Raw genomic sequence first — 25,438 nt, forward strand, 5'->3', positions numbered from 1 at the left:
GTGGTGGGTCGTCAATTCCCGTCAGCTCCCCCGATTTCGCGGATCTCGATCCGGTCCTCGCCCTCGCCGAAGGTGGCGACGGCCGTCGAATGCTCCAGCGCGGCCTTCACGTTGGGCAGGTCGCGCGCATCGCGCCGTACCGTCGGGGAGGCGACGACATAGTCGAGGTCGCGCCAGCCGCCGGGCATCGTCTTCGTGACCGCAGGGTCGAGGTCGGCCTTGTAGAACCAGATCGCGCCGAGCCCCGGCTCGTACCCCGCGTGCACGAGGTCGAGCCAGAGCGCGTCGTCGACGAGGACCCGGGTGCGGGCCGGGACCGCGACCTCCGTGGCGAGCCAGTGGGCCGCGGCGCGGTACGGGGCGTTGGCGTCGGCCGTCATGGCGGTGCGGTCGCCGTCGTACCAGCGCGGTACGACGTACACGGCGGCGCTCGCCGCGAGCAGCACCGCGGCCGTCCGCCGCGCGAGGGTCAGCGGGCGGCGCTCGTCCGGCCGCCGCCATCGGCGCAGCACCGCGTGCGCGACGCTCGCCGCGCCGCCCGCCAGCACCAGCGCCAGGAACGGCAGCGCCTGGATGACGTACATCGCGGGCAGATAGCCGGACGGCCGCATCGCGACCGCCGCCAGGATCGCGACGGCCAGCGCGGGGCCTGCGAGCGCCCGCGCGGTCACCGACCAGCGCAGGGTGACCAGGAGCAGCGCCGCGCCCGCGAGGCCGCCGAGCGGCAGGACGCGGTCGTAGTAGAGCCAGGACTGGAGCACGCCGTACGAGCCGGTGCCCTCGGTGAGGATGAATCCGGAGCCCGGGCGGCTCATCTGGTACGTGATGCCCTCCCACAGCGACACATGGCCGGCGCCCGGCAGCAACTCGCCCTTGAGCAGGGCGAACAGCGGATACGAGAAGCCGATCAGCGCACACGCCGTGACCGCGCCGGTGACCGCGAACTTTCGGGTGTCGCGGTGGCTGAAGCGCCACATCGTCACCATCAGCGCGGGCAGCACGACCAGCATGGTCTCCTTCGTCAGCACCCCGACCGCCGCCGCGAGCCCCGCGGCGAAGTGGTGCCACAGATGCCGGCTCGGCGAGGCGGCGAGGCAGAACGCCAGCAGCATCCACATCACGGCGAGGTTGTCGAGGAAGATCTCCCGCTGGAGGATGACGGACAGCGGTGAGAGGCCGAAGAGGACCATCGCGAGCCCCGCCGCCCAGCGCGGCAGCCACAGCCGCCGCGCCAGCACGTACAGCAGGACCGCACTGACCGCGCTGACCAGCAGCATCGCGCCGCGCATCGAGGCGACCGTCATCGCCTCGGGCGCGAGGAGCGAGGGTATCCACGTGAGCACTGCCAGCTGGATCCAGCCGAGCGGCGGATGGTCGTACCAGTACGTGTAGTGGGCGAGGCCTTCGCCCTGCTGGACCGCCCAGGCCTGGGCGAGATACGTGCCCTCGTCGTCGCTGAGGGTCGGGAAGTTCTGGATGTTCCAGCCCTGCACCAGCAGGATCGCCACCAACAGCGCCCCGCAGAGCAGCAGATCGGGCCGGGAGGAGCGGAATCGGACGACGGGCCGGACGGCCAGGTGTCGTGCGGGATCGGCGGAGCGGGCGGCCGCCACCGGTGGCGCCGCCGTCAGGGTGGAGGTCACGCGGGGACTTCCTCTCGGGAGTCGCGGGAGCCGCGGGAGCCGGAGTCGGAGCCGCCGGAGAGATGCGCGCCGACATGACTGGTCAGCTCCCACTCGTTACGGCCCCGCTGCTCCCGCCACACGGCCCGCACGGCCGCGCCCGCGAGGAGCACCTGGTAGAAGGGACCGCCGACGATGAGCTTGAGGTAGTGCGAGAAGCGGACCCTGAGCCCGTACTGCGTACCGAAGTCGTGGAGCCCGACGATCTCGAAGACGAAGGTCACCAGGGCGGTGATGAGCGGCAGGAAGGTGAGGAAGGCGATCCCGACAGGCACGTCGAGGAGGAACGCGACGGCCGCGTTGACCGGGATGATCAGGCCCGTGAAGGCCTGCATGAACGGGGTCATCAGCGTGTAGCGGGCGAGCATCCGCTGCCCGAGCGTCGGCAGTTGCTTCCAGTCCTTCTTCCGGTAGACCTGCAGGAAGCCCTGGTTCCAGCGGGTGCGCTGCTTGAGCAGCGACATCAGCGTGCCGGGGGTCTCCTCGCGGGTGACCATGTCCGCGTCGTACGCGACGACGACCTTCTTGCCCTTGCTGGACAGCCGCACGCCCAGATCGCAGTCCTCGGCGAGGCAGTTCTGGTCCCAGCCACCGGCCTCGCGCAGCACCTCGGTGCGGACGAACACGGTGTTGCCGCCGAGCGGGATGAAGCCCTTCGCGGCGTGCAGGTGGAGCCGGGAGCGGAACCAGAAGAAGTACTCGAGACAGTTGCGCAGCGCGTACCAGGACGAGTGGAAGTTGATGAGCTGGACGCCGCCCTGGACGACGTCGGCGCCGGTGGCGGTGAAGGCGTGGTCGACATGGGCGAGCAGCTCGGGATGGACCTGGTCCTCGGCGTCGAAGACCCCGACGACGTCGCCGCGGCAGTGCGGCAGGGCCGTGTTGAGCGCCTTCGGCTTGTTCTTGGTGTCGTGGGTGTCGACGACGACCCGCACCCGCTCCGGGTCCCGGGCCGCGGCCTTCGCGGCGACCTCGGTCGTCTCCGGGTCGTCGTGCCCGACGATGACGATGATCTCGAAGTCGCGGTGGCTGGACTCCAGCAGCCGGCTGATGGTGTGCTCCAGCACCAGCTGCTCGTGCCGGGCGGGCAGCAGCAGGGAGAACGACAATCCCTGCACGCCCGCCGGACTCTCGAAGCGTGTCGACGCCAGCGTCTCCGGCGTACGCCACGCATGCATCTGCCACCAGAGCGTGAACGCCGCCATCCAGAACAGCGCCATGGAAACGGCAGCGATGAACACGGACGTGAGCAATGTGTCCCCCTCAAGCAGGGGGGAACAGCGCGGCAGACCCCCTCGCCCGCCGCGCACTTCCCCCCTGACCCCCCTGCGCATGTCCCCCACGCGCAGCCGCTGTGTCAGCAGTGGAGAGAATAGGCAGAAACTGTGACGGCTGTGTGCCCGTTTTGATGAATGGCGCGTTTCGGTCAGGCCACCGGATTCCCGCGGAACCCCTTACGTACCAGGCGTCAACTCCCGCCTCAGAGACTCCACTTCGGTGACCGGCGCCGCGCAGACGAAGTGCCGGCAGACGTACGCCGCGGGCCGGCCCTGGACCAGCGGACGGTCCACGAGCAGCGGGAACTCCGCGCTCTCCGGCTCCCCCACGGCGATCACGGACCCGGGCGCGGCGCCGAGCAGCGCGGCCCTGTGCAGCTCCCGGGTACCCGGATCGGCCTGCGGCCCGACGACCGCGATCTCGCGCGGCCCGTCGAGTGCCGCCTCCGCGACCGCGAGCCCCCAGCCGATGAACCGGGGCGCCCGGGGGCCGAGGGCCTTCACGACACCCAACGCCCGCTCGGCGGCGGTGCGATGGGCCTCGGAGCCGGTGTGCGCGGCGTACGAGAGCAGGGCGCCGGCCGCGGCCGTCCAGCCGGAGGGTGCGGCATTGTCGGTGGGGTCCTGTGGCCGCCGGATGAGCTGCTCTGCGTCATGCGCAGTATCGAAGAGAGCGCCGCCGTCCGAGACGAACTGGTCCAGCACGATGTCCAGCAGGAATCCCGCGAACTCCAGCCACACGCCCTCGCCCGTCACACCCGCGAGCGCGAGGAAGCCCTCCGCGACGTCCCCGTAGTCCTCCAGCACCCCGGCGTTGACCCCGGCGTGCCCGTCCTTGGAGGTACGGGTCAGGCGCGCGCCCGCGTCCATGTGCAGCCGTACGAGCAGGTCGGCGGCCTCCGTCGCCCGCTCGACCAGATCGGGCCGGTCGAAGTACGCGCCGGTCTCCGCGAGCGCGGCGATCGCGAGGCCGTTCCACGCGGCGACGATCTTGTCGTCCCGCCCCGGCCGGGCCCGCTCCTCGCGGGCGGCGAGCAGCCGTGCCCGTACGGACTCCACCCGGTCGGCGTCCTCCACGCCCGCGTCCTGAGGGAGTTGGAGCACGGAGGCACCCTCCTCGAAGGTCCCCTCCTCGGTCACCCCGAACCAGCGGGCGGCGAACTCCGCGTCCTCCGCGCCGAGGACCTCGGTCAGCTGCGCGGGCGTCCACACGTAGTACGCGCCCTCCACATGCCTCCCCGTGCCTCCCTCAGAGCCTTCGGCCCGGGGGTGCCCCCATCCGTCGTCGACGGCGCTGTCCGCGTCCAGCGCGGACGCGAAGCCGCCCTCCGGCGTGCGCAGCTCCCGCACCATGAAGTCGGCGGTCTCCAGGGCGACCCTGCGGGCAAGATCGCTGCCGGTCACCCGCCACAGATGCGCGTACACCCGGCACAGCAGCGCGTTGTCGTACAGCATCTTCTCGAAGTGCGGCACGACCCACTCGCGGTCCACCGAGTACCGCGCGAACCCGCCCCCGAGCTGGTCGTAGATCCCGCCCCTGGCCATCGCCTCGCACGTGTCGGCGGCCATCTGCAGCGCCCCTTCGGCGCCGGTCCGCGCATGGTGCCGCAGCAGGAACTCCACAACCATCGACGGCGGGAATTTCGGCGCCCCGCCGAACCCGCCGTGCCTCGCGTCGTACTCCCTGGTCAGCGCCAGCAGCGCCTGCGCGAGCTCCTCCTCGCCGGGCTGTCCCTGCCCCCCGTACGCGAGCGACCGCCCCGCCAGATCCCTGACGATCTTCCCGGCCACCTCCGCGACCTCCTCGCGCCGCCCGCTCCAGGCCGCGAAGACGCCCTCCAGCACCTGACGGAAGGAGGGCATGCCGTGGCGGGGGGCCGGCGGGAAGTACGTACCGAAGTAGAACGGCTCCGCGTCCGGGGTCAGGAACACGGTCATGGGCCAGCCGCCCTGGCCGGTGGCGGCCTGCAGGGCCTCCATGTAGACGGCGTCGACGTCGGGGCGCTCCTCGCGGTCGACCTTGATGTTGACGAAGTACTCGTTCATGTACGAGGCGGTTTGTTCATCCTCGAAACTTTCATGAGCCATGACATGGCACCAGTGACAGCTCGAGTATCCGATGCTGAGCACCACGGGCACGCCGCGCTTGCGCGCCTCCTCGAAGGCTGCGGGGGACCAGGGCCACCAGTCGACCGGGTTGTCGGCGTGCTGAAGGAGGTAGGGGGAGGTCTCATGGGCCAGACGGTTCGCCATATGCCCATCCTGCCCCACCGTGGACCACGGCCGACGGATCACCCACGCGGGTGGTACGCGCACCCGGGTCACATCCGCTGCACTCACCGCTCCGGACCACCCCGGTGCGGGACGTGCATAGGAGGGCCGACCCGGGCCCTCGCGGACGAACAGGGTCAGCGGCCCAGGTCTTCGACCCGCGCGCCGGAGCGGGGAGCCGCGTCGTAGTACCGCTCGAGCCGGGCCGGCAGGTCGCGGCGATTACCAAGATCCACAGAGGTCACTTCGGGCATCCACGCAGCGGGTCGCCTGCCACCGCCACCGGAATTCGCCCAACCACCCCGTATGTCCGGCCACTTGATCGCCGCTCGATCGCCATGTGATCACCCGACTCCCTCGCGCCGACGCGCGACACGCAGGACACTTGACGCCGGAACCGGAGCTCTCGGAGGGGGACCACATGCGGGACAGCCATCGGGCGGAAGCCGAGCGGCTGTTGGTACGTGCCGTCGAGGAGGAGGTGCGCCGCTCCGGCGGACGTACCGACTCCGGGGCGTTGCTCGCGCGCGGCCGGTCGGCACTGGAGGCGATGGCGGGCACGGCGGGCGAGGAGTACACGACGTATCTGCGGGCGGTCGAGGAGGCCGAGGCCGGGCAGCTGTCGCTGGCGGAGAGGTTCAGCCGGCAGAACGTGTCGACTGCCGCGCTGGTGACGGCCGTTGCGTCGGTCGCGGCGATCGGGGCGGACGTCGCGCTGGGTACGGCGACGGGGACGGCGCTCGGGGCCGGGGCGGTCGTCGCCGTGGCCGGGGCCGCGGCGACCGTGCTCAAGGTGACCGCGTCGCACTGGCCCGCCGCGCACCGCAGGGCCGGGGCGCTGGGGCAGCCCGGCGGGCCCGAGCAGCTGAGGCTCCAGTGGCTGACGGCCCTGGAGGTGCGGGGCATCCGTCCGTTCCTGGACCAGCAGCGGATGCTGGCGGCTTCCACTACGCGGCCGGCGAAGAAGGCCGCGACGGGGCCGGTGCTGCGGGGCGCGGACCGGAGTCAGGCCGCGCGCAGGCGGAGTGTGCTGGAGCAGTCGTTCGGGCATCTGCCCGCGCCGGACGGGCCGTTCGCGGGCCGGCGTGAAGCCGTGACGCGGATCGCACAGTGGGTGCACGCGGCCCGGGCGTCGACGGAGACGAAGCCGACGGTGGTCGTCCTGCACGGCGAGCCGGGTTCGGGGCGGACGACGCTGGCGGTGCGGGCCGCGCACGAGCTCAAGGACCAGTTCCGGGGCGCGTGCGTCGTCGATCTGCGCGGCGGTTCGGCGGGCGAGCAGCCGCTGTCGACGCGGGATGCGCTGCTGCATCTGCTGAACCGGCTGGGCGCGCCGCGTGAGCAACTGCTGTTCCGGGAGCGGTCGTCGGCGGAGCAGCAGGTGCGGCGGCTGAGCGAGCTGTACCACCAGCATCTGACGGGGCTGCCGGTCACGGTGGTCCTGGACGACGCGAGCGACGCCGGTCAGGTCCGGACGCTGCTCCCGGAGCGTTCCGACTCGCTGGTGCTGGTCACCGCGCGCGGGCCGCTGGAGCTGCCCGAGGACATCCCCGCCTGGGTGCACCGGCTGCCGGTGGAGGCGCTGGACGCGGCGGGCGCAGAGGAGCTCCTGAACGCGGCGGCTGAGGAGCCGCTCGAGGGGCCGTACGACTCGCAGTCCACCGACACCGTGAGGGAGTTGTGCGGCGGGCTGCCGCTGGCGCTGCGGATCGCGGGCTCGTCGCTGGGGGCGCGTACCGCGCAGGAGCTGGCCGCGGACCTGGCAGACCTGTCGGCGGACGGTCCGCTGGGGCCGGTCGAGCGGACGCTGTGGCTGCGCTACACCGACCAGTCCGAGCAGGCGCGCCGGCTGCTGCGCAGGCTCGCCCTCGCCGGACGGGCGTCGCTGGGCGCTGCGGCGGCGGCCGCGCTGCTGGGCACCGACGAGACGGAGGGACAGCGGCTGTTGTCCGCGCTTGCCCGCGCCGGGCTGCTCGACCACGTACGGGGCGAGCGCTACCGCCTGCACGATGTGGTGCGCGCCTTCGCGCAGGCGCGGCTGCTGGACGAGGAGCAGCCTGGTGACCGCACGGCCGCGCAGGAGCGGCTGATCATCGGGTACGCGGAGCTCGCGGACTCGGTGATCCGGCTGGTCGACGGGAAGACGTCGACGCGCGCGGACACGTTCGTGAAAAGCACAGCCGGGGGCCACGGCTTCGCCTCGCTGGACGCGGCGCTGCGCTGGCTGGACGACGAGTCGAGCTTCATCACGGCGGCGCTGCGGCACGCCGAGGGTGTCGATCAGCAGGCGGTGCTGAATCTGCTGGGCGCGCTGTGCGACTACTGCCTGCTGCGCGGTGACCTCTACCGGCTGGGCGAGATCAACGAGCTGACGCAGGCCGTCGACCAGGGTCTGCTGGTCCGCTCGGTCCAGTGGCGTACGGGTATCGCGGCCCGCCAGCTGGGCGAGCTGGACAAGGCCCGCACGACGCTGTCGTCGGTGGTGGACCTGTACCGCGAGGCACAGCACGACGCGGGCGCCGCCCGTGCCCTGTGTTCGCTGGGCATCACCCTGCATCACCAGGGCAACCTCACCGAGGCCGCGGCGAAGCTGCGGGAGGCGATCGGGCTCCAGTCGTCGGACGCGCTGGCCGCCGACCGCGCGTGGACCCTGCACGCGCTGGCCGCGGTGGAGCGGGACCGGGCCAACATCGCCGAGGCCCTGACCCTCCTCACGGACGCGGTTCGGCTGCACCGTGAGAGCGAGTCGCTGCACGGCGAGGCCTGGACGCACTTCCAGTTCGGCCAGGTGTTTCTGCGCATGGGCGATGTGCCGCGCGCGGAGTCGGAGCTTCGTGACGCCCTCGATCTGTACGGTCGCACGCGCGACGACCGCGGCGAGGCGTGGGCGCTGACGCAGCTGGCCCGCGCCCGGCTGGTCGACGGCGACCCGTCCCCGGCCGTGGACCAGCTCCGTCACGCGCTGTCCCGGCACCGCGAGAGCGAGGACGCCCGCGGCGAGGCGTGGACGCTCTACTACCTGGGTCAGGCCCTGGAGGAGCGGGGCGACCGCGATCAGGCGATACGGGAGCTGGAGCGGGCCCGCACCATGTTCTCCCGGATGCGGGACGTCTACGGACTGGCCTGCGCACGCCACCACTCGGGCCGTGCCACCCGCGACCAGCGCGCCGCGCAGACCGGCAACCTGCGCAACTCCGGCTTCGCCCGCCAGCTCCTCGTCGACGCCCGGGCCGATTTCCACCGCATCGGCGTGGCGCACGGCGAGGCCTGGACGTGTCTGGAGCTCGGCGTCATCGACGCGGGCAACAACCGCCCGTCCCAGGCCCTCGCCCTGTGCGACGAGGCGGCCGCGCTCTTCGCCTCGTACCGCGACCGCCGCGGCGCCGACTGGGCCGGCTTCCTCCGCTGCACCCTGCTCCCCTACGCCTCCGCGGGGGGCATCGAGGTCGGCACGGTGGTCGCCCAGGAGGAGCTCGCCCGGCTCCGGGAGGACCGCCACCCGACGCGCGACGGCAAGCTGGAGGACTGCATGGAGGCCTTCGCCCTGGTGCTGGAGCGGGGCGTGCGGCTGGAGGACGGCTGGCAGGCGTGGTCGCTGGGGATGATCCCGAACCGGCACGCGCGGGAAGTGATGGGTGTGCCGGTGGAGTCGGCGCGGGGGTGAGGCCGCGGGTGGCCCGAGCGGCCTCGCCGATGGCCCGGCTCGTGCCCCTCGGGTGACCCTGTGCTGCCGGTGGGCCGGAGGATGCCCCCTGCGGGCCGCCGGCCGCGCGGGGGGTCACCCTCGGCGCCTCACTCCTTGGCCGAGGAGGCGGCCCTGCCGCCGACAGCGCCCTTGGCGGCGCCCTCCGGGGCCTCCTCGAAGTTCACGCGGCCCATGTGCCGGTTCATGGACTTCATCAGCATCCACACGCCCACGGCGAGCGCCGCGAAGACGACGAAGCCAAGGACACCCGGGGTCACCTTGTTCTCGTCGAGCTCCTTGGCGGCGAGCGGGACGAGGTGCGTCATGGCGAGGTTTGCGCTTGCACTCATGTCAGGCATTGTCGCGGATGCCCGCGAAGAGGTCGCTCTCGGGGAGGGAGGTATCGACGAGGGACTTGGCGAGCTCGTACTCCTCGGTCGGCCAGACCTCCTTCTGGAGCTCCATCGGCACGCGGAACCAGCCGCCGTCGGGGTCGATCTGCGTGGCGTGGGCGATCAGGGCCTTGTCGCGGATCTCGAAGAAGTCGGCGCACGGCACGTACGTGGTGAGGGTGCGCTCGGCGCGCTCGAACTCCTTCCAGCGCTCCAGCCACTCGCCGTACGGCGACTCGAGGCCGCGCGCGAGCAGCGCCTCGTGCAGGGCGACGGTACGCGGACGGTTGAAGCCCTGGTTGTAGTACAGCTTCCGGGGCTGCCAGACCGGCCCGTACTCCGACTCCGGGTACTGCTCGGGGTCCGCCGCGCCGTCGAAGGCCACCATCGTGATCTTGTGGGTCATGATGTGGTCCGGGTGCGGGTAGCCACCGTTCTCGTCGTACGTCGTGATGACGTGCGGGCGGAAGGAGCGGATCTTCCGCACCAGCTCGCCGGCGGCCTTGTCGACGTCCTCGAGGGCGAAGCAGCCGTCCGGCAGCGGGGGCAGCGGGTCGCCCTCCGGGAGGCCGGAGTCGACGAAGCCGAGCCACTCCTGCTCGACGCCCAGGATCTCGCGGGCCTCGTCCATCTCCTTGCGGCGCACCTCGTGGATGTTCTCCTCGATGTAGGCGTCGCCCTGGAGCTTCGGGTTGAGGATGGAGCCGCGCTCACCGCCCGTGCAGGTCACGACCAGCACGTCCACCCCCTCGGACACATACTTGGCCATCGTGGCCGCACCCTTGCTCGACTCGTCGTCGGGGTGCGCGTGAACGGCCATCAGTCGCAGCTGCTCAGTCAAGACTCGATCCTCATTGATTCGTCAGTGATTGGTCGCGCCGGATCGTGGGCCGTCCCGTCGGGGCATCGGTGTGGGGCGGCGGTCGGGTGCGGCAGGGCGGCTTCTATAGTGACGGATCCGGGGGGCCGAAAATTCCGGCATCCCCGAGTCTGGGAGGACGATCATGGGCGCCCTACGCGAAGGAGTTCCCGGGAGCCGCTACGGCCGCTCGGCGGACGAGCGTGCGGACCGTGGTCTCAAGATCGTGGGCGCCGTGCTGGGGGCCGGCCTGCTCGCGATGGTCGGCTGGTTCGGTTACGACTACGTCGACGGCCAGCGGATCAGCGCCGAGCTGATCAAGTGGGACGTGACCGCGGACGACCGGGTCCAGGTCCATCTCGAGGTCCGCAAGAACAAGGACGCCACGGGCTACTGCACCCTGCGCTCCCGCGCCCAGGACGGCAGCGAGGTCGGACGCAGGGACGTCCGGTTCGACACCGCCGGGAGCCGTATCGACCAGGTCGTCACGGTGCGTACGACGACACGTGCGACCAGCGCCGAGCTGGCGGGCTGTACCGCGGACAGCGGCCCGAAAGGCTGAGCCTCAGCCTGCGTCTCTTCGGGTCTGACCTGCATTGACGCATTCTTGAGCGCTTTTGGTCCTCCCTCTTTTCTCCACTCATTGTTAGGCTCGTGGTTTCGCCCACTCCTGGAGGCACATGCTTCTGGGTAGGGCGATGCTTTGTATTCCCAGTACCTACGAGGAGCACCTGTGACCCAGACCAGCGACAACGTCACCTGGCTCACCCAGGAGGCGTACAACCAGCTGAAGGCCGAGCTGGAGTACCTGTCTGGTCCCGCGCGCACGGAGATCTCTGCCAAGATCGCGGCAGCGCGTGAGGAGGGGGACCTGCGGGAGAACGGCGGGTACCACGCGGCCAAGGAGGAGCAGGGCAAGCAGGAGCTCCGTGTGCGCCAGCTGACCCAGCTCCTGGAGAACGCCAAGGTCGGCGAGGCCCCGGCGGCCGACGGCGTGGTGGCCCCCGGCATGGTCGTCACCGTCGCCTTCGACGGCGACGAGAGCGACACGGAGACCTTCCTGCTCGCCTCCCGCGAGTACGCGTCGAGCGACATCTCGACGTACTCGCCGCAGTCCCCGCTGGGCTCCGGCGTCAACGGCAAGAAGGTCGGCGACGACGCGGAGTACGAGCTGCCGAACGGCAGGATCGCCATGGTCAGGATCCTTGAGGCTAAGCCGTACCAGGGCTGAGCAGCTGCTCCCAGCAGGCCGTATGCACAAGGCCCCCGGCACCAGGTGGTGCCGGGGGCCTTCGGTCGTGCGGGCCGCGGGGCGGTGATCCCGGTACGGTTCAGCTCGCCGAGCGGTACTTGCGGACCGCCAGCGTGCGGAAGACCGCCAGGATCAGCACCGACCAGAGCACCGAGGCCAGGATCGGGTGCTGCATGGGCCAGGCGTCGGCGGCCTCGAAGCCGGGCGGCAGATTGCCGAACAGCTCACGGCAGGCCTGCACCGTGGCGCTGAACGGATTCCACTCGGCGATGGTCTGCAGGAACCCGGGCATGTTGTTGGCGTCCACGAAGGCGTTCGAGATGAACGTCAGCGGGAACAGCCAGATCAGTCCGCCGGAGGTGGCGGCCTCGGGGGTGCGGACCGAAAGACCGATCAGCGCGCCGATCCAGGAGAACGCGTAGCCGAGCAGGAGCAGCAGCAGGAAGCCGAGCAGCACCTTGCCGATGTTCTCGTGGACCCGCCAGCCGACGATCAGCGCGACGACCGCGAGCACGACGAGCGTGAGCGCCGTCTGCACCAGGTCGGCGAGCGTACGGCCGGTGAGGACCGCGCCGCGCGCCATGGGCAGCGACCGGAAGCGGTCGATGAGGCCCTTGTGCATGTCGTCGGCGATGCCCGCGCCGGCACCCGCCGTGGCGAAGGTGACGGTCTGGGCGAAGATGCCCGCCATCAGGAACTCGCGGTAGTCCTGGGTCGAGATGGACGAGCCGACCTGGATCGATCCGCCGAAGACGTAGGTGAACAGCACCACGAACATGATCGGCTGGATCATCCCGAAGATGATCATCTCCGGGATCCGCGTCATGCGGATGAGGTTGCGCTTGGCGACGACGAGCGAGTCGCTGACGGACTGCGCGATGCCGCCGCGCGGGACCGGGGCCGCGAGGGGCCGGTCCGCCGCTTCCTGGACGGTCGTCACTTCACGGGCTCCTTCCGGGCCTGCTTGCCCTTGCTCCTGCGGTCGGTGTCGGTGACCTCGCCGTTGCCCTCCGCCGCGTCCTCGGCGTGATGGCCGGTCAGCGAGATGAAGACGTCGTCGAGGGTGGGGCGGCGCAGACCGATGTCGTCGATCTCGACGCCGCGGGTGTCGAGATCCCGGATGACCTCGGCGAGCAGCTTGGCGCCGCCGGTGACCGGGACGGTCAGCTTGCGGGTGTGGTCCTCGACGGCGACCTCGCCCTTGCCGAAGCCTGCTAGCACCTCACGGGCCGGGGCGATCTCGTCGGGGCGGTGGACGACGACCTCGACGCGCTCGCCGCCGGTGCGGGCCTTGAGCTCGTCCGACGTACCGCGGGCGATGACCTTGCCGTGGTCGATGACGCAGATGTCGTCGGCGAGGTGGTCGGCCTCTTCGAGGTACTGGGTGGTGAGGAGCAGGGTCGTGCCGCCGCCGACGAGCTCCTTGATGACCTCCCACAGCGCCTGGCGGTTGCGCGGGTCCAGGCCGGTCGTCGGCTCGTCCATGAACATCACGGGCGGCGAGACGACCAGGGCCGCGGCGAGGTCGAGGCGGCGGCGCATGCCGCCGGAGTAGGTCTTGGCGGGGCGGTCGGCGGCGTCGGCGAGATTGAACCGTTCCAGCAGCTCGCCCGCCCTGGTCTTCGCCGCCTTCGCGCTCATCTGGTAGAGCCGGCCGACCATCTGGAGGTTCTCGCGGCCGGTGAGGTACTCGTCGACGGCGGCGAACTGGCCGGAAAGGCCTATCGACCGGCGGACTTCGTTGGGGTTCTTGAGGACATCGATGCCCGCGACGACCGCCGAGCCGCTGTCGGGCTGGAGGAGGGTCGTCAGGACGCGCACGGCGGTGGTCTTGCCGGCGCCGTTCGGGCCGAGCAGTCCGAGGACCGTGCCCTCGGGGACATCGAGATCAACGCCGTCCAGAGCCCTTACGTCGCCGAAGGTCTTCACCAGACCTTCGGCGTAGATGGCGCCTGGCATGTGGGTTCTCCCAGGGGAAGCTAGGGGGTTACTCCGGGTTCGCTTGCTCTTACGCGGTGCTTGCTTGTCGCTTTTCGCGCGCAAGCTTAGATTTGGCCGACATTCCGCGCAGGCAGTTTTATGGCCCGCGACACACAGTAACGCGATACATCGCGATACACAAGCCTCGGACCGTGCCGCCTCTCATGACCTCGGCGCAGGGGACGCTCCGCAGGTGGGGACGCCCCTCAGCGGATGACGCGATACCCCGCCCCGCGCAGCGCCTGCTCGACCTCCGTGCAGTGCTCGGGCCCCTTCGTCTCCAGATGGAGCTCGACCTCGACCTCCGTGAGCCCGAGGCGCGCATCGGTACGGACGTGGCCCACGTCCAGAACGTTCGCGTCCGTCTCGGAGAGGACGCCCAGCAGCGTCGCCAGCGCCCCGGGGCGGTCGGCGAGACGCAGCCGCAGCGACAGATAGCGGCCGGCCGCCGCCATGCCGTGCCGCAGGATGCGCTGCAGCAGCAGCGGGTCGACATTGCCGCCCGACAGGACCGCGACCACCGGCCCCCGGAACGCGCGCGGGTCGCTCAGCAGCGCCGCCACCGTGCTCGCCCCGGCCGGCTCGACCACCAGCTTCGCCCGCTCCAGGCAGAGCAGCAGGGCCGAGGAGAGCGCGTCCTCGGAGACCGTACGCACCTCGTCGACCAGTTCCTCGACGATCCCGTACGGAACGTCGCCCGGGCGCCCCACCTGGATGCCGTCCGCCATCGTCGACGGCGCCTCGATCGAGACCGGGCGGCCCGCCGCCAGCGAGGGCGGATACGCCGCCGCGCCCTCCGCCTGCACGCCGATGACCTTCACATCGGGGCGCAGCGCCTTCACCGCGACCGCGATGCCCGCGACGAGCCCGCCGCCGCCGATGCCGACGACGATCGTCCGCACCTCGGGGCACTGCTCCAGGATCTCCAGGCCGACCGTCCCCTGACCGGCGATGATGTCCGGGTGGTCGAAGGGGTGGATGAACACCGCTCCCGTGTCGTGCGCGTACTCCTGCGCGGCGGCCAGGGTCTCGTCGACGACATGGCCGTGCAGACGCACCTCGGCACCGTAGTCACGGGTCGCGGCGACCTTCGGCAGCGGGGCGCCGACCGGCATGAAGACGGTGGAGCGCACCCCGAGCAGCGAGGAGGCGAGGGCGACGCCCTGCGCATGGTTGCCGGCCGAGGCCGCGACGACGCCCGCCGCGCGCTCCTCGGGCCGCAGCCCGGAGATCCGTACGTACGCGCCGCGCAGCTTGAACGAACCCGTCCGCTGGAGGTTCTCGCACTTGAGGTGGACAGGGGCGCCCACCAGCTGCGACAGATAACGGCTGCCCTCCATCGGCGTCAGCCGGGCCACGCCGGAGAGCATCTTCCGGGCCCCTCGTACGTCGTCGAGGATGAGGGGGTGAAAGGGGCCGGCCGTACGGAAGCTCATGACAGCAAGTCTCGCAGCTCAGCGGCCTGACGGCGGCCTCGGTCGGACGGTTGTCCACGGGTTTCCGCAGGGCCGGTACGCACCCGCTGTCGTCCGCGTACTCTGTCCCCCACCAACCGACCACCGCACGAGAGAGCCCCCGCAGCCATGCCCACATCTCAGGACATGACGACTGATCTAGACCCCGGTCTCCTCGATGCCCTCCAGCACCAGGTGGCCGTCTTCGCCCGCCGGGCCGAGCAGACCCGGCTGGGCGGGGTGGGTCAGGTCCGCAACTCGATGGACCGCGCGGCGTATCTGCTGCTCAACCGGCTGGACCAGGAAGGCCCGATGGGCGTCAAGGCGCTCGCCGCCGGGATGGGCATCGACTCGTCGACCGTCACCCGCCAGGTCGCGCCGCTCGTCGACACCGGTCTGGTCAAGCGCACCTCGCACCCCGAGGACGGGCGCGCGGTCGTGCTCCAGCTGTCACCGCGCGGGCAGGCCCGCCTGGAGGAGGTCCGCTCCTCGCGGCGCGAGCTGATGAGGCAGGTGACGGACGGCTGGACCGAGGAGGAACGGGAGTCGTTCTGCACCCTGCTCACCCGCTTCAACACCGCACTGTCGGCACGTCAGGCCGGGCTGCCGGCCGCCGAGACGGAGACACCGACCGCGTCCTGAGCGGCCGGCCCTGCAGTCGGCCGTGCCGCCGCCCCGTGACCGGGGTCGGACCGCGGTCCGACCCCGGCCTGACCGCGACCTGACCGCGGTCTCACCATGGGCGTCCGACCTCTTGACCGGGGGTGCCGCCCTGGCCTGATATGAACACGTGCGGCAGCGGCGGCAGTCACCGGTCCCGAGCCGCCGTGCCCGTGATTTCGACGCGTTCGTCGCGGGTGCGGCAGGCAGGCTGCTGCACGCCGCGACGCTGCTGACGGGCGAGCGGCCCCGCCGCAATCCACAGGCGCAGCGCCTGCTGGTCGCCGCGCTGGCGCACACGTACGCGGAGTGGGACCGGCTGCGCGGCGAGGATCCGTACGACCGCACCCGCGCGGAACTCGCCACCCGCTTCGCCCGCTCCGCCTGGCGCCTGCCCCGCACCTGCGGCGGTCCGCTGTCCCGGCTCACCGCGCAGGAGCGGCTGATCGTGGTGCTGCGGCTGTACGAGGGCGTGGCCGAGGAGCAGACGGCAGCGCTGCTGGGCCTGCCGGTGGAGCGGGTGCGGGCGATCTGCAGCCGCGCGATCACCATCCTGCGCACCCCGGGCACGGCCTCGCCGGGTGCCCGCCCCTGGTACCGGCCGGCAGGCGCGTCATGAACGGCCTCAGCAGTCCGGGGCGCCGGGAGGAGGAGGTCCGGCGCATGCTGGACGTCCCGCCCGCGCCGGTCCCCGCCGACCTGGTCGCCCGCGCGACCGACCGCGGCATCCGGCTGCTGCGCCGCCGGCGCGCCCTGCACCGCGCGGGCTGGTTGCTGCTGCTGGCGGCGGCGGTCGCGTTCGCCGTCTGGGCGGCGGTCGTCGAACCGTGGACCGTGCCGCCGGCCGAGACGACACCGGAGATCGAGGGCTGGTGACGCCTGGCGGCGCCCGGCCCGGGCCCGAGCCCGGCCCCAGGCACCGGCCTACGCTGGAACGAGCGGCGCAACGCACCAGCACCGGAGGTCTGCCATGACCAGAAAAGTTGCCGACTGCCGCAAATTCCCGAGCGAGACGAAATGCACGCTCACCATCGCGGGCGAGGAGGAGGAAGTCCTCAAGGCCGCCGCCGAGCACGCGGTGTCCGTCCACGGGCACACGGACACGCCGGAACTGCGAGAGCAGCTCCGCGGCATGCTCGAGGACGACAAGGTCAGCGCCTGACGCGTCGTGCGGGCTCCGGCGCGTGCGGCGGGCTCTGCCCCGCCCCGCCTCGCCCTGAAAAGGGGGCAGGCCCCCGTGCCCCCGGGCTGCGCCCGGCACCGGCCGGCGAACCCGGGTGTCCGTCCCCGATCGCCGGACGGGCTCTTCCGGAGCCCGTCCGGCGTGAAGCGCGGGGCTCGGGGCGGAGCCCCGGAGAGCGCAGGCGTCAGCCCAGCGCCCGCTGCAGGTCCGCCAGCAGGTCGTCCACCGACTCGATGCCCACCGACAGCCGCACCAGGTCCCCCGGGACCTCCAGCGCGGAGCCCACGACCGACGCGTGGGTCATGCGGCCGGGGTGCTCGATCAGGGACTCGACGCCGCCGAGGGACTCGCCGAGCGTGAAGACCTCCGCCCGGTCGCAGACCTCGACCGCCGCCTCCTCGCCGCCCGCCACCTGGAACGACACCATGCCGCCGAAGTCCTTCATCTGCTTCGCCGCGATCTCGTGGCCGGGGTGCTCGGGCAGCCCGGGGTAGAGGACGCGGGTGACCTTCGGGTGCTTGGTCAGCATCTCGACGACCCGCGCCGCGTTCGCGCTGTGCCGGTCCATCCGCACCGCCAGCGTCTTGATGCCGCGGAGCACGATCCAGGAGTCGAACGGCCCGGCGACCGCGCCCATCGCGTTCTGGTGGTACGCCAGCTCCTCACCGAGCGCGGCGTCGGCCGTGATCAGCGCGCCGCCGACGACGTCCGAGTGCCCGCCCATGTACTTCGTCAGCGAGTGCACCACCACGTCCGCGCCGAGCGCGAGCGGCTGCTGCAGGTAGGGGCTGGCGAAGGTGTTGTCGACGACGAGCTTCACCCCGGCCGCCCGGGCGATGCCCGCGACCTGCGCGATGTCGGTGATGCCGAGCAGCGGGTTCGACGGCGTCTCGACCCAGATGACCTTCGTGCGGTCGGTCAGTGCGGCCCGTACCGACGCCGGGTCGGAGGTGTCGGCGACGGAGTACTCGACTCCCCATCGCTGGACGACCTTGGCGAAGAGGCGGAAGGTGCCGCCGTAGGCGTCGTTCGGGATGACCACGTGGTCGCCGGGCACCAGCAGGGTGCGCAGGAGGCAGTCCTCGGCGGCGAGACCTGACGCGAAGGCGAGGCCGCGCCGGCCGCCCTCCAGCGCAGCGAGGTTCTCCTCCAGCGCGGTCCGGGTCGGGTTGGCGCTGCGGCTGTACTCGTAGCCGCCGCGCAGGCCTCCCACACCGTCCTGCTTGTAAGTGGACACCTGGTAGATGGGCGGGACGACCGCGCCGGTCATTGGGTCCGCGGTGTTGCCCGCGTGGATGGCGATGGTCTCGAAGCCGTGCTCGTGGCCGTGCTGGTGGGTGTGCTGGTCGCTCATGAGGCCCGAGCGTAGTCCCGGTAGGTCACCGACCCCGCGTCGTCCGGGACAATGGGGGCATGGAGATTCTCTGGTTCCTGATCGCGTTGGTCATGCTCACCGCGGTCATAGGCCCGCTCGTACGGCGAAACCGGAACGCGATCCGGCAGGTCGCACCCGGCTCTCCGGACGCCGCGGACCCCGCTGCGTACGGCTTCGTACGGCAGGAGCTGCTCGATCTGCGGCTGCCGGGACCCGACCAGGACCTCCTGGACGTGCTCGAGGTCGTGCAGCGCACGCAGGACTGGCGGGCCGCCTCGCAGCTGCTCGCCGGCACGCCGAAGGAGGACGAGCAGCGCTGGCAGCGGGTGCAGGCCTTCGCCGGCGCGGCCTCACTGGAGCTCCGGCAGCAGCCGGGCACGGGCGGCTCGTGGCTGCGTGCGTGGCGCGCGGAGTCCCCGAAGGACGCGGGCGGCGCCGCCGTGCACGCGGAGTTCCTGGTGCAGCAGGCGTGGCGGTCCTCGTCGGCCGGGGCGGACGACTTCCGGATCATCCTGGAGGAGGCCCGCATGGTCTGCGCCGAGGCGGCCCTACTGGCCCCGGGTGACCCCGTCCCGTACCTCGTCGAGCTGGCCGCGGCCCGTGGACTCGCCTACTCCCACGAGGAGTTCGACCAGGTGTGGGCGAAGGTCATCGACCGCGCCCCGACGCACATGGGCGCGCATCTCGCGGCCCTGCACTACTGGTGCGAGAAGTGGCACGGCTCCCGCGAGGAGGCCGACCACTTCGCGACGACGGCCGCGGCGCGCGCCCCCGAGGGCTCGCTGCTCGCCGCGCTTCCGCTGTTCGCGGTGTACGAGCACCTGCCCGAGGTCAATCTGGTGGCCGGCTTCTACGAGAGCGCGGTCGTCACCCGGGCCGTCGAGGGCGCGCTGTACGCGACGCGGACGGCCCGCGCGGACGATCCGGTGCTTCCGCACGTGCGGCACCTGCTGGTCTTCTTCCTGGTGCGCATGGAGCGCTGGGGCGAGGCGATGGAGCAGCTGGTGCGGGTCGACGGGCATGTCGGTGCACTGCCGTGGACGCAGGGCGGCGACCCGGCCGCGGAGTACGCGGTGTACCGGGCGCTCGCGGTCGCGGGGTACGAGGCGAACGGCGGCAGCCCGGCGACGCTCCTGCACTGAGTCGACGTGAGAGGGCGACCCGCACCGTGCCGATGCGGGCCGCCCTTCGACGACCGGTACGTCAGAACGCGGTCTCGCGCGCGTCCCAGTCGTAGTCGTACCCCCTCGTTGCTGAGCTTTCCGGTGCCGTCGTTCGCGTAGAGCGTCAGCAGCGGTGCGCCCAGCGCGTAGAGGTCGTTCGTTCCGTCGGCGTTCACATCACCGACGCCGATGATGCGGCTGAAGCTCTTCCAGCCCACCAGGAGTACACCTCCGCCACCGGCAATATGCCTTGCCACCAGCGACTTCGCTGGGAAATACTCACCGTCCCCCCACGTCGCTTCGTCATGTCCATTTCCCGTGGGGGGATCGCCCGATGGGCACCACTCTGCGCGCGTTCCGCGCTGTCGTTCTGCTGGCCGGCTTCTATCTGCTCGGCTTCCTCATGCTCGCCCTGCTCGCCGCGATCGACTGGGCCGCCACCCTCTGGACGCCCGGCAGCGTCTATCTCAAGCTCTACATCGTGAGCGCCGTGCTCGCCGTCCCCATCGTGCGCGGCATGTTCATGCTCCGCACCCCGAAGGACGAGGGCACGGCCGGGCTGGCGGTCACCGACGCGCAGGAGCCCCGGCTGTGGCAGACCGTGCGCGAGCTCGCCGAGCAGGTCGGCACCCGCGCACCGGACGAGATCCTGCTGACCGCCGACATGAACGCCGCCGTCTCCGAGAACGCCCGCCTCCTCGGGCTGCTCGGCGGCAGGCGCCGCCTCTACCTCGGCGTACCGCTGATGACCGGGCTGAGCGAGGCGCAGCTGCGTTCCGTGCTCGCCCATGAGATGGGCCACTACGGCAACGCCGACACCCGGCTCTCCGGGATCACCGTGCGCGGCCGCGTCCAGGTCATGCGCACCATCGCGCACTTCGAGGAGCGGGCCGGGAAGAAGGTCGCCAAGGAGAAGGCCCGGCAGGAGAAGCGGAACGCGAAGGCGCTCGCGAAGGGGAAAAAGGCCAAGGAGGTCGACACCGTCGGTGCGGGTGTCACGTACCGCACCATGGCGAAGATCTACACGGCGTACGGGAAGCTCTACATGCGCGCCACCCTGTCCGGCTCACGCCGCCAGGAGCTCGCCGCCGACCTGGCCGCCGCGCGGATCGCGGGCCGGGACGCGACCGCGTCCGCGCTGCGCGAGATCCCCGTGCTCGACGCCGCCCACGACTTCTACATGGAGTCGTACGCGACGCTCGGTGTCGGGGCCGGTCTGCTGCCGCCGCCAGGCGAGGTGTTCGGAGGCGTACGGCATCTGCTGGCGGCGCGTACGCGGGAGCTGGACGAGCTGCGGCGCGACCTGCCGACGGAGCCGTCGTCCCCGTACGACTCGCACCCACCGATCGCCGAGCGGGTCGCCCGGATCGAGGCGCTGCCGGACGACGGACGCGCCTCGGAGGCCGTGCGCCCCGCGCTGGAGCTGCTCCACTCCGCCTCGCACACGCTGGCCGGTCTCGAGCACCTGATGCTCACGGCCGAGGCGCAGCGCCTGCGCCGCGTGGACTGGCCGGAGCTGGTGCACGAGTCGATGACGACGTACTTCGCCGCGGAGGCGGAACCGCTGCGGCGGGCGACCGCCGAGGTCACGGGCGGCGACCCCTCGCTGGGGGCGCTGCTGGACGCGATCGACGCGGGCAGGCTGTGGCAGATCGCGGACCGGCTGCCGAAGTCGGAGGAGGCGGCCGCGGCTTCGGGCAGGGCGGCGCGCGAGTTCGCTCGCCCGGCGGTGCGCCGGGGGCTGTCGCGCCTGGTGGCCGGGGAGTTCACCGCGACGGGCAGGGCCCGCTGGGAGCTCTCCTGGTCGGACTCGGCGCGGCTGCGCCTCCCGGAGGGGTACGAGGAGTTGCTGCCGGCCGCTCTGGACGCGGCGGTGGCGGACCAGCCGGACACGGAGGGGCTGCGGAAGCTGCTCGTCGGCACGCACGCGTGAGCGGCGCGCACGGCCCCGTACCCCCACGCATGACGCGCACCGCGGTCCTCGCAAGGCGCGCACACCCCGCATCTCGCACCCCGCAAGGCGCGCACACCTCGCACTTCACACGACGCGCACACCTCGCACTTCGCAAGGCGCGCACACCTCGCACTTCGCACGACGCGCACGACGCGCACGACGCGCACCGATAGGAACGGAACCCTGATCCCATGGCACGCCTGATCCCTCTCGCCGTCATCGCCATCGCCCTCGTCGTCTGGCTGAAGGCGCGCAGGAAGGCCTCCGCGGCCTCCCCCGATCATCCCGACGTCGTCACGGACGACGACGTGAAGAAGGCCCCGGCCGCGCTGGGCCTCGTACCGGCCGACCGGCTCGTCACCAAGCAGGTGATCCCCACCGTCCCGCACCACGCGGCAGCCCGCGAAGCCGTACGGTCCGGCGACTGGGCGGCCGGTGCGGCCTTCGTCGCCGAGGCCGGACGCGACTGGTACGAGCGCAACCGCCGCATCGGCTGGCTGGCCGACGAGGCGGCGCAGGACGACGCCTGGCTGCTCGCCTGGCGCCGGGAGCGGCCGCAGGACCCGGCGGCGGCGGCGATCCACGCGAACGCCCTGGTGGGCGTGGCGTGGGACATCCGTGGCGCGAAGCGGGCGAAGTACACGACGCAGGAGCAGTTCGCGAGCTTCCACCGCGTGCTCGGGGAGGCCCGGGACGCCTTCGCCGAGGCACAGGCGCTGGCCGGTGACGACCCGTCCCCGTTCATCGGCGAGATCTCGGTGGCGATGGGACTCGGCTACTCGCACGAGATGTTCGCCGAGCTGTGGGCGGAGATCGAGAAGCGCGACCCGCACAGCTTCTCGGCGCACATCTCCGCGCTCCAGTACTGGTGCGCGAAGTGGCGCGGCTCACACGAGCTGGCGGAGGACTTCGCCCGCCGCGCGGCGGCCAAGGGTGAGCCGGGCGAGCTCCTGACCCTGATCCCGTTGGAGGCGTACTTCGAGTACGAGACCCACGAGAACGATGCGGACCCGGACACGTACTACAAGCGCCCGGAGATCGTCGCGGCCGTGGACGCGGCCCTGGCCGACGTGGCGGCCGCGGCCACGGCGGGCGTCCTGGAGCCGCGGGACCCGCGGATCCTCGTGACCCGGCACATGCTGGCGTGGCTGCTGTACTGGCAGGACCGGTACGAGGAGGCCTTCGAGCAGTTCCGCGAGGTGGAGGCGGAGGGGCACATCGGCTGTGCCCCGTGGACGTACTCCGGCGACCCGGTGGACCGCTACACGAATGTGCGCGACTTCACGGCGGCGCAGGTGCTGAAGAACCGCACGCACTGAGGGCGAGGGTCGGTTGGCGAGGCTCGGGGGCGGGGCGGGAGGCTCCGGCCGTGGGGCTCGGTTCCGGGGAATCCCGCTCCCCGCCCCCGCGTTGATGCTGGGGCACGTCGACCCGTGAGGAGTCCCGCATGTTCCTGTCCCGCCGCGTCCCCGAGCTGCCCACTGCGGAGCAGGCCCTCCGCGGCCGCGAAACCCCCGCCTTCGACGTCCCCGCCCGCCACACGGTCCTCGGCAACGCCCTCCTCGGCCCCTACCCCGAGGGCCTCGAGGTGGCGGACTTCGGCCTGGGCTGTTTCTGGGGCGCCGAGCGCAAGTTCTGGCAGACCGCGGGCGTCTGGACCACCCTGGTCGGTTACCAGGGCGGCTTCACCCCGAACCCGACGTACGAAGAGGTCTGCTCCGGCCGGACGGGCCACACCGAAGCGGTCCGCGTCGTCTTCGACCCCTCGGTCGTCTCGTACGAGCAGCTGCTCAAGGTCTTCTGGGAGTCCCACGACCCCACCCAGGGCTTCCGCCAGGGCAACGACGTGGGCACCCAGTACCGCTCGGCGGTCTACACCCACTCGGAGGACCAGGCGGAGACCGCCGAGTCCTCCCGCGAGGCCTACCAGAGGGTCCTCACCGGCGCCGGCCACGGCACGGTCACCACGGAGATCCTTCCGTCGGACGGCCGCACCTTCTACGCGGCCGAGGCCTACCACCAGCAGTACCTGGACAAGAACCCCGGTGGGTACTGCGGGATCGGCGGGACGGGCGTTTCTTGCCCGATCGGTGTCGCTCCGGCCGACGGCAAGTGAGCCCTGACCCAACCCCCGAGCTGCCGGCGGGGCTGTGGCGAGAACGCCGGCCGTCAGGTCCGCCCGTCGCCCATACGTTCCGCAGTACGTACGCGGACCGCTGGGTGCGCTTCCACAGCCTCCCGGGCTCGAAGCGCTACCCGGAGTCCAACGACGAATACGCGATCGTGCTGGACCGGTACAACACGGTCCTCGACGAACTGTTCGCGGACACGGACGTGTTCGTGGTGACGATGGACTGGTCGAACACGCCGACCGGGCCCGCCGGCTACCCGACACCCCGAGAAACTCTCCACCCCGGCAGCACCCTCTGGTGGACCGAGTCGGACCAGGAGGACCCCGACCCGGAGTTCTACACCCACACCCGCCTGTACGCCGACCGGCGCCCGTGGAAACTCGGCTGTGTCGATGAACTGCTGCGCGCCGTCGCGGACGAGGCGCTCGTCGAAGTGTTCTTCACCGATACGGAACTTCGACGCATCCACCACCCGTACGACGGGGGTGCCGACGTCATCCTGACGACACCTGAAGAGCGCGACAGACTCCGCGACCTCCACTCCGGGTGGCTCTCCAGCCACCCATTGGGGCTCTGATCAGTCGGGATCGAACCCGTACACCCGCAGCGGATCAAGGTGCAGTTCGTACGGGCCGAAGCAATCAGCGGCGAGTGTCGCAACGCGGGCGCCGCAGGGACACGCGCCATTGAGGCCACAGTCACCGGACGGACCGCAGCAGCCACGCTGTTCTCCCAGTTGGGCAACGGCTGGAGGCCGGCGGCATCTTCGGGATGTACGACGACGTTGTTGCGCGACCCCGCAGAAATCATGAGAACCCCCTCCCGGGACATCCACGGGCCTCGCGGCTGGGCAGCGCCGCCGTTCTCCTGGTCCGGGTGCGGCACGTACGGAGCACCCCACGGCTCGGGCTCGATCGCGTAGTGACCTCGCGGCACGGTGGACGGTGCCCGCCGCGTCTCCTTGTCCCGATCACTGTCGTCATACGACCGGTCAGGGACAGCGGGCAGCGCCGCCACGTCAGGCGTGAGCTCGATGCCGCACTTGGAGCAGAGGAAGACCGTCATGCCTGCCAGCTGCGTGAAGCGTCGGGACTGACCGGTGACGCAGTGGCCCGCCGGGCTTCCATGCGTGCGGCCTGCTCAGGAGCAAAGAGAGAGCGGGCATCGATCGGGGCACCGAGCCAGGAATGGCCTGACACGTCATTGAGCTGGGAGTTCATGTCCAAATCCCGCCTTTCAGGCGACCGTTTCACCACTGAATATCCCACTGCGACCCATCCTCTGCGGCTACCTTGCGTGGTGCGTCTACTGGCCGGCGACCGGCGCGGGTGAGATCTGCTGCATGAGGCTGATCATGTCCGGAGCGACCCACTCCTCGGCGATCTTGTCGCCCTCCATGCGATAGATCTCGATGCTCCGGTAGCTGACCTCACGGTTCGTGGCCGGCATACCCTGAAAGTCACCGCGGTGCGTACCGCGGAAGTGGACCCGCACCACGACCTTGTCCTCGACGCCGAAGATCTCCTCGATGGTGATCTGGAGGTCAGGGAAGGCGTCCAGCATGGTCCGGGTCCCGAACCGCCAGATCTCACGGCCGTGCAGCGGTTCGGGTGCCCCGGGGACGTTGGCGATGAAGTTCTCTGTCAGCAGCTCGACGCTCGCGTCGAGATCGCCGCGCTCGACCGACGCGTAGGCCGCACGCAGCAGAGCCATGTTCTTCTCGGTGGCAGTGACCGTCTCGGTGCCCATTTCGGTGCCCATCTCTCGGTGTCCTCTCCAGTGAGCCCGGATCGCCTCGACGAGCGCGATGCCGGCCGCGATCCGTATGACCCCCAGTAGAAACCCTGCCGCTGCGTCAAGGTCAACTCGGGCTGATCAGGCTGTACCGCCCGTACCGTGCGCCCCGCAGCGCCGCCTCGCCCGAGTCGGGATGGAGGCGGGCGCTCCCGGCGCTATGCCGTCTGAAGAGCGGCGAGATGTCGACAGCCCGTCCGTTCGGCGACGCCGAGGCGCTCTTCCAGCTCTGGCCGTCGACCTTGGCGCCTTCGGCTGCCATGGCGGCGACCGTCTCCTTCACGACGGCCGGGGGGGGCCGCCTCCTCCCTGGCCTCTGCCAGGC

At 71.3% G+C, this 25,438-nt stretch carries 23 protein-coding genes; 12 read left to right on the forward strand and 11 right to left on the reverse strand.

Annotated features, from left to right (window positions below):
- Window positions 1-11: 11 nt before the first annotated feature.
- The 3 genes from ACWCP0_RS00305 to ACWCP0_RS00315 form a co-directional block, all read right to left on the reverse strand.
- Window positions 12-1,643 (reverse strand): ArnT family glycosyltransferase, encoded by a 1,632-nt coding sequence (locus ACWCP0_RS00305; RefSeq protein ID WP_451076639.1) that lies wholly within the window; start codon window positions 1,641-1,643, stop codon window positions 12-14.
- Window positions 1,640-2,935, reverse strand: a complete 1,296-nt coding sequence (locus ACWCP0_RS00310; protein WP_451076640.1) for a glycosyltransferase — start codon at window positions 2,933-2,935, stop codon at window positions 1,640-1,642. The genes ACWCP0_RS00305 and ACWCP0_RS00310 overlap by 4 nt, the downstream gene beginning before the upstream one ends.
- Window positions 2,936-3,136: 201 nt before the next feature.
- Window positions 3,137-5,212 carry a thioredoxin domain-containing protein gene (locus tag ACWCP0_RS00315; RefSeq protein WP_451076641.1) on the reverse strand — a complete coding sequence of 692 codons (2,076 nt, stop codon included), beginning with the start codon at window positions 5,210-5,212 and terminating at the stop codon, window positions 3,137-3,139.
- A 439-nt stretch (window positions 5,213-5,651) separates the two neighbouring features.
- Here ACWCP0_RS00315 and ACWCP0_RS00320 point away from each other — a divergent pair, with 439 nt between their 5' ends.
- Complete coding sequence (locus ACWCP0_RS00320; RefSeq protein ID WP_451076642.1) at window positions 5,652-8,894, forward strand: tetratricopeptide repeat protein; 3,243 nt, start codon at window positions 5,652-5,654, stop codon at window positions 8,892-8,894.
- Between the two features lie 128 nt (window positions 8,895-9,022).
- Here ACWCP0_RS00320 and ACWCP0_RS00325 read toward each other — a convergent pair whose 3' ends face one another.
- The gene (locus ACWCP0_RS00325) at window positions 9,023-9,274 is read right to left on the reverse strand and encodes a hypothetical protein (RefSeq protein ID WP_451076643.1); all 252 of its coding nucleotides are present in this window, start codon (window positions 9,272-9,274) and stop codon (window positions 9,023-9,025) included.
- Window positions 9,267-10,148, reverse strand: coding sequence for a mycothiol conjugate amidase Mca (gene mca, locus ACWCP0_RS00330; protein WP_451076644.1), 882 nt, complete (start codon window positions 10,146-10,148; stop codon window positions 9,267-9,269). Before mca ends, ACWCP0_RS00325 begins: the two co-directional genes overlap by 8 nt.
- A 163-nt stretch (window positions 10,149-10,311) precedes the next feature.
- On the opposite strand from mca, the gene ACWCP0_RS00335 reads away from it, so the two are divergent.
- Window positions 10,312-10,728, forward strand: coding sequence for a DUF4307 domain-containing protein (locus ACWCP0_RS00335; RefSeq protein ID WP_451076645.1), 417 nt, complete (start codon window positions 10,312-10,314; stop codon window positions 10,726-10,728).
- A gap of 171 nt (window positions 10,729-10,899) precedes the next feature.
- Window positions 10,900-11,397, forward strand: a complete 498-nt coding sequence (gene greA, locus ACWCP0_RS00340) for a transcription elongation factor GreA (RefSeq protein WP_451076646.1) — start codon at window positions 10,900-10,902, stop codon at window positions 11,395-11,397.
- 100 nt (window positions 11,398-11,497) lie between these two features.
- Here the strand turns inward: greA and ACWCP0_RS00345 are convergent, their stop codons facing one another.
- From ACWCP0_RS00345 to ilvA, 3 genes are all read right to left on the reverse strand, one after another.
- On the reverse strand, window positions 11,498-12,358 hold the full coding sequence (locus ACWCP0_RS00345; RefSeq protein WP_451076647.1) for an ABC transporter permease: 861 nt from the start codon (window positions 12,356-12,358) through the stop codon (window positions 11,498-11,500).
- Window positions 12,355-13,377 carry an ATP-binding cassette domain-containing protein gene (locus ACWCP0_RS00350; protein WP_451076648.1) on the reverse strand — a complete coding sequence of 341 codons (1,023 nt, stop codon included), beginning with the start codon at window positions 13,375-13,377 and terminating at the stop codon, window positions 12,355-12,357. Before ACWCP0_RS00350 ends, ACWCP0_RS00345 begins: the two co-directional genes overlap by 4 nt.
- Window positions 13,378-13,604: 227 nt before the next feature.
- On the reverse strand, window positions 13,605-14,834 hold the full coding sequence (gene ilvA / locus ACWCP0_RS00355) for a threonine ammonia-lyase (protein ID WP_451076649.1): 1,230 nt from the start codon (window positions 14,832-14,834) through the stop codon (window positions 13,605-13,607).
- A gap of 147 nt (window positions 14,835-14,981) precedes the next feature.
- Between ilvA and ACWCP0_RS00360 the strand changes: the two genes are divergently transcribed.
- The 4 genes from ACWCP0_RS00360 (at window position 14,982) to ACWCP0_RS00375 (ending at window position 16,674) form a co-directional block, all read left to right on the forward strand.
- A complete protein-coding gene (locus ACWCP0_RS00360; protein ID WP_451076650.1) occupies window positions 14,982-15,494 on the forward strand; it encodes a MarR family winged helix-turn-helix transcriptional regulator in 513 nt (170 codons plus the stop codon).
- A gap of 148 nt (window positions 15,495-15,642) precedes the next feature.
- Window positions 15,643-16,131 (forward strand): sigma factor-like helix-turn-helix DNA-binding protein, encoded by a 489-nt coding sequence (locus ACWCP0_RS00365; RefSeq protein ID WP_451076651.1) that lies wholly within the window; start codon window positions 15,643-15,645, stop codon window positions 16,129-16,131.
- 44 nt (window positions 16,132-16,175) lie between these two features.
- Window positions 16,176-16,388 (forward strand): hypothetical protein, encoded by a 213-nt coding sequence (locus tag ACWCP0_RS00370; protein ID WP_451076652.1) that lies wholly within the window; start codon window positions 16,176-16,178, stop codon window positions 16,386-16,388.
- 94 nt (window positions 16,389-16,482) lie between these two features.
- Complete coding sequence (locus ACWCP0_RS00375; RefSeq protein ID WP_451076653.1) at window positions 16,483-16,674, forward strand: DUF1059 domain-containing protein; 192 nt, start codon at window positions 16,483-16,485, stop codon at window positions 16,672-16,674.
- A gap of 205 nt (window positions 16,675-16,879) precedes the next feature.
- On the opposite strand, the gene ACWCP0_RS00380 is transcribed toward ACWCP0_RS00375, so the two are convergent.
- A complete protein-coding gene (locus tag ACWCP0_RS00380; RefSeq protein WP_451076654.1) occupies window positions 16,880-18,049 on the reverse strand; it encodes a cystathionine gamma-synthase in 1,170 nt (389 codons plus the stop codon).
- A gap of 59 nt (window positions 18,050-18,108) precedes the next feature.
- Here ACWCP0_RS00380 and ACWCP0_RS00385 point away from each other — a divergent pair, with 59 nt between their 5' ends.
- The 5 genes from ACWCP0_RS00385 to ACWCP0_RS00405 all read left to right on the forward strand — a co-directional run bounded on the left by ACWCP0_RS00385 (window position 18,109) and on the right by ACWCP0_RS00405 (window position 23,896).
- Window positions 18,109-19,212: a hypothetical protein gene (locus ACWCP0_RS00385; protein WP_451076655.1), complete on the forward strand. Its 1,104-nt coding sequence runs from the start codon at window positions 18,109-18,111 to the stop codon at window positions 19,210-19,212.
- A 355-nt stretch (window positions 19,213-19,567) separates the two neighbouring features.
- Window positions 19,568-21,166, forward strand: coding sequence for a M48 family metalloprotease (locus ACWCP0_RS00390; protein WP_451076656.1), 1,599 nt, complete (start codon window positions 19,568-19,570; stop codon window positions 21,164-21,166).
- A 212-nt stretch (window positions 21,167-21,378) separates the two neighbouring features.
- Window positions 21,379-22,506: a hypothetical protein gene (locus ACWCP0_RS00395; protein ID WP_451076657.1), complete on the forward strand. Its 1,128-nt coding sequence runs from the start codon at window positions 21,379-21,381 to the stop codon at window positions 22,504-22,506.
- 128 nt (window positions 22,507-22,634) lie between these two features.
- A complete protein-coding gene (gene msrA, locus ACWCP0_RS00400; protein ID WP_451076658.1) occupies window positions 22,635-23,303 on the forward strand; it encodes a peptide-methionine (S)-S-oxide reductase MsrA in 669 nt (222 codons plus the stop codon).
- Window positions 23,300-23,896, forward strand: a complete 597-nt coding sequence (locus ACWCP0_RS00405; protein WP_451076659.1) for a DUF3885 domain-containing protein — start codon at window positions 23,300-23,302, stop codon at window positions 23,894-23,896. The genes msrA and ACWCP0_RS00405 overlap by 4 nt, the downstream gene beginning before the upstream one ends.
- A gap of 728 nt (window positions 23,897-24,624) precedes the next feature.
- Here the strand turns inward: ACWCP0_RS00405 and ACWCP0_RS00410 are convergent.
- Both ACWCP0_RS00410 and ACWCP0_RS00415 read right to left on the reverse strand, forming a co-directional pair.
- Window positions 24,625-25,080: an ester cyclase gene (locus ACWCP0_RS00410; RefSeq protein ID WP_451076660.1), complete on the reverse strand. Its 456-nt coding sequence runs from the start codon at window positions 25,078-25,080 to the stop codon at window positions 24,625-24,627.
- A gap of 100 nt (window positions 25,081-25,180) precedes the next feature.
- Entirely contained in the window at window positions 25,181-25,375 is a 195-nt protein-coding gene (locus ACWCP0_RS00415) for a hypothetical protein (RefSeq protein ID WP_451076661.1), read from the reverse strand.
- Window positions 25,376-25,438 lie beyond the last annotated feature (63 nt).

The sequence above is a fragment of the Streptomyces sp. NPDC001970 genome, assembly GCF_053594115.1.

Excerpts from the sequence above, each read along its gene's own strand:
- ACWCP0_RS00315 (WP_451076641.1), bottom strand. The coding sequence starts at position 5,212 with ATGGCGAACCGTCTGGCCCATGAGACCTCCCCCTACCTCCTTCAGCAC.
- ACWCP0_RS00320 (WP_451076642.1), top strand. The coding sequence starts at position 5,652 with ATGCGGGACAGCCATCGGGCGGAAGCCGAGCGGCTGTTGGTACGTGCC.
- ACWCP0_RS00325 (WP_451076643.1), bottom strand. The coding sequence starts at position 9,274 with ATGCCTGACATGAGTGCAAGCGCAAACCTCGCCATGACGCACCTCGTC.
- ACWCP0_RS00335 (WP_451076645.1), top strand. The coding sequence starts at position 10,312 with ATGGGCGCCCTACGCGAAGGAGTTCCCGGGAGCCGCTACGGCCGCTCG.
- ACWCP0_RS00350 (WP_451076648.1), bottom strand. The coding sequence starts at position 13,377 with ATGCCAGGCGCCATCTACGCCGAAGGTCTGGTGAAGACCTTCGGCGAC.
- ilvA (WP_451076649.1), bottom strand. The coding sequence starts at position 14,834 with ATGAGCTTCCGTACGGCCGGCCCCTTTCACCCCCTCATCCTCGACGAC.
- ACWCP0_RS00360 (WP_451076650.1), top strand. The coding sequence starts at position 14,982 with ATGCCCACATCTCAGGACATGACGACTGATCTAGACCCCGGTCTCCTC.
- ACWCP0_RS00370 (WP_451076652.1), top strand. The coding sequence starts at position 16,176 with ATGCTGGACGTCCCGCCCGCGCCGGTCCCCGCCGACCTGGTCGCCCGC.
- ACWCP0_RS00375 (WP_451076653.1), top strand. The coding sequence starts at position 16,483 with ATGACCAGAAAAGTTGCCGACTGCCGCAAATTCCCGAGCGAGACGAAA.
- ACWCP0_RS00380 (WP_451076654.1), bottom strand. The coding sequence starts at position 18,049 with ATGAGCGACCAGCACACCCACCAGCACGGCCACGAGCACGGCTTCGAG.
- ACWCP0_RS00385 (WP_451076655.1), top strand. The coding sequence starts at position 18,109 with ATGGAGATTCTCTGGTTCCTGATCGCGTTGGTCATGCTCACCGCGGTC.
- ACWCP0_RS00390 (WP_451076656.1), top strand. The coding sequence starts at position 19,568 with ATGGGCACCACTCTGCGCGCGTTCCGCGCTGTCGTTCTGCTGGCCGGC.
- ACWCP0_RS00395 (WP_451076657.1), top strand. The coding sequence starts at position 21,379 with ATGGCACGCCTGATCCCTCTCGCCGTCATCGCCATCGCCCTCGTCGTC.
- msrA (WP_451076658.1), top strand. The coding sequence starts at position 22,635 with ATGTTCCTGTCCCGCCGCGTCCCCGAGCTGCCCACTGCGGAGCAGGCC.
- ACWCP0_RS00410 (WP_451076660.1), bottom strand. The coding sequence starts at position 25,080 with ATGGGCACCGAAATGGGCACCGAGACGGTCACTGCCACCGAGAAGAAC.
- ACWCP0_RS00415 (WP_451076661.1), bottom strand. The coding sequence starts at position 25,375 with ATGGCAGCCGAAGGCGCCAAGGTCGACGGCCAGAGCTGGAAGAGCGCC.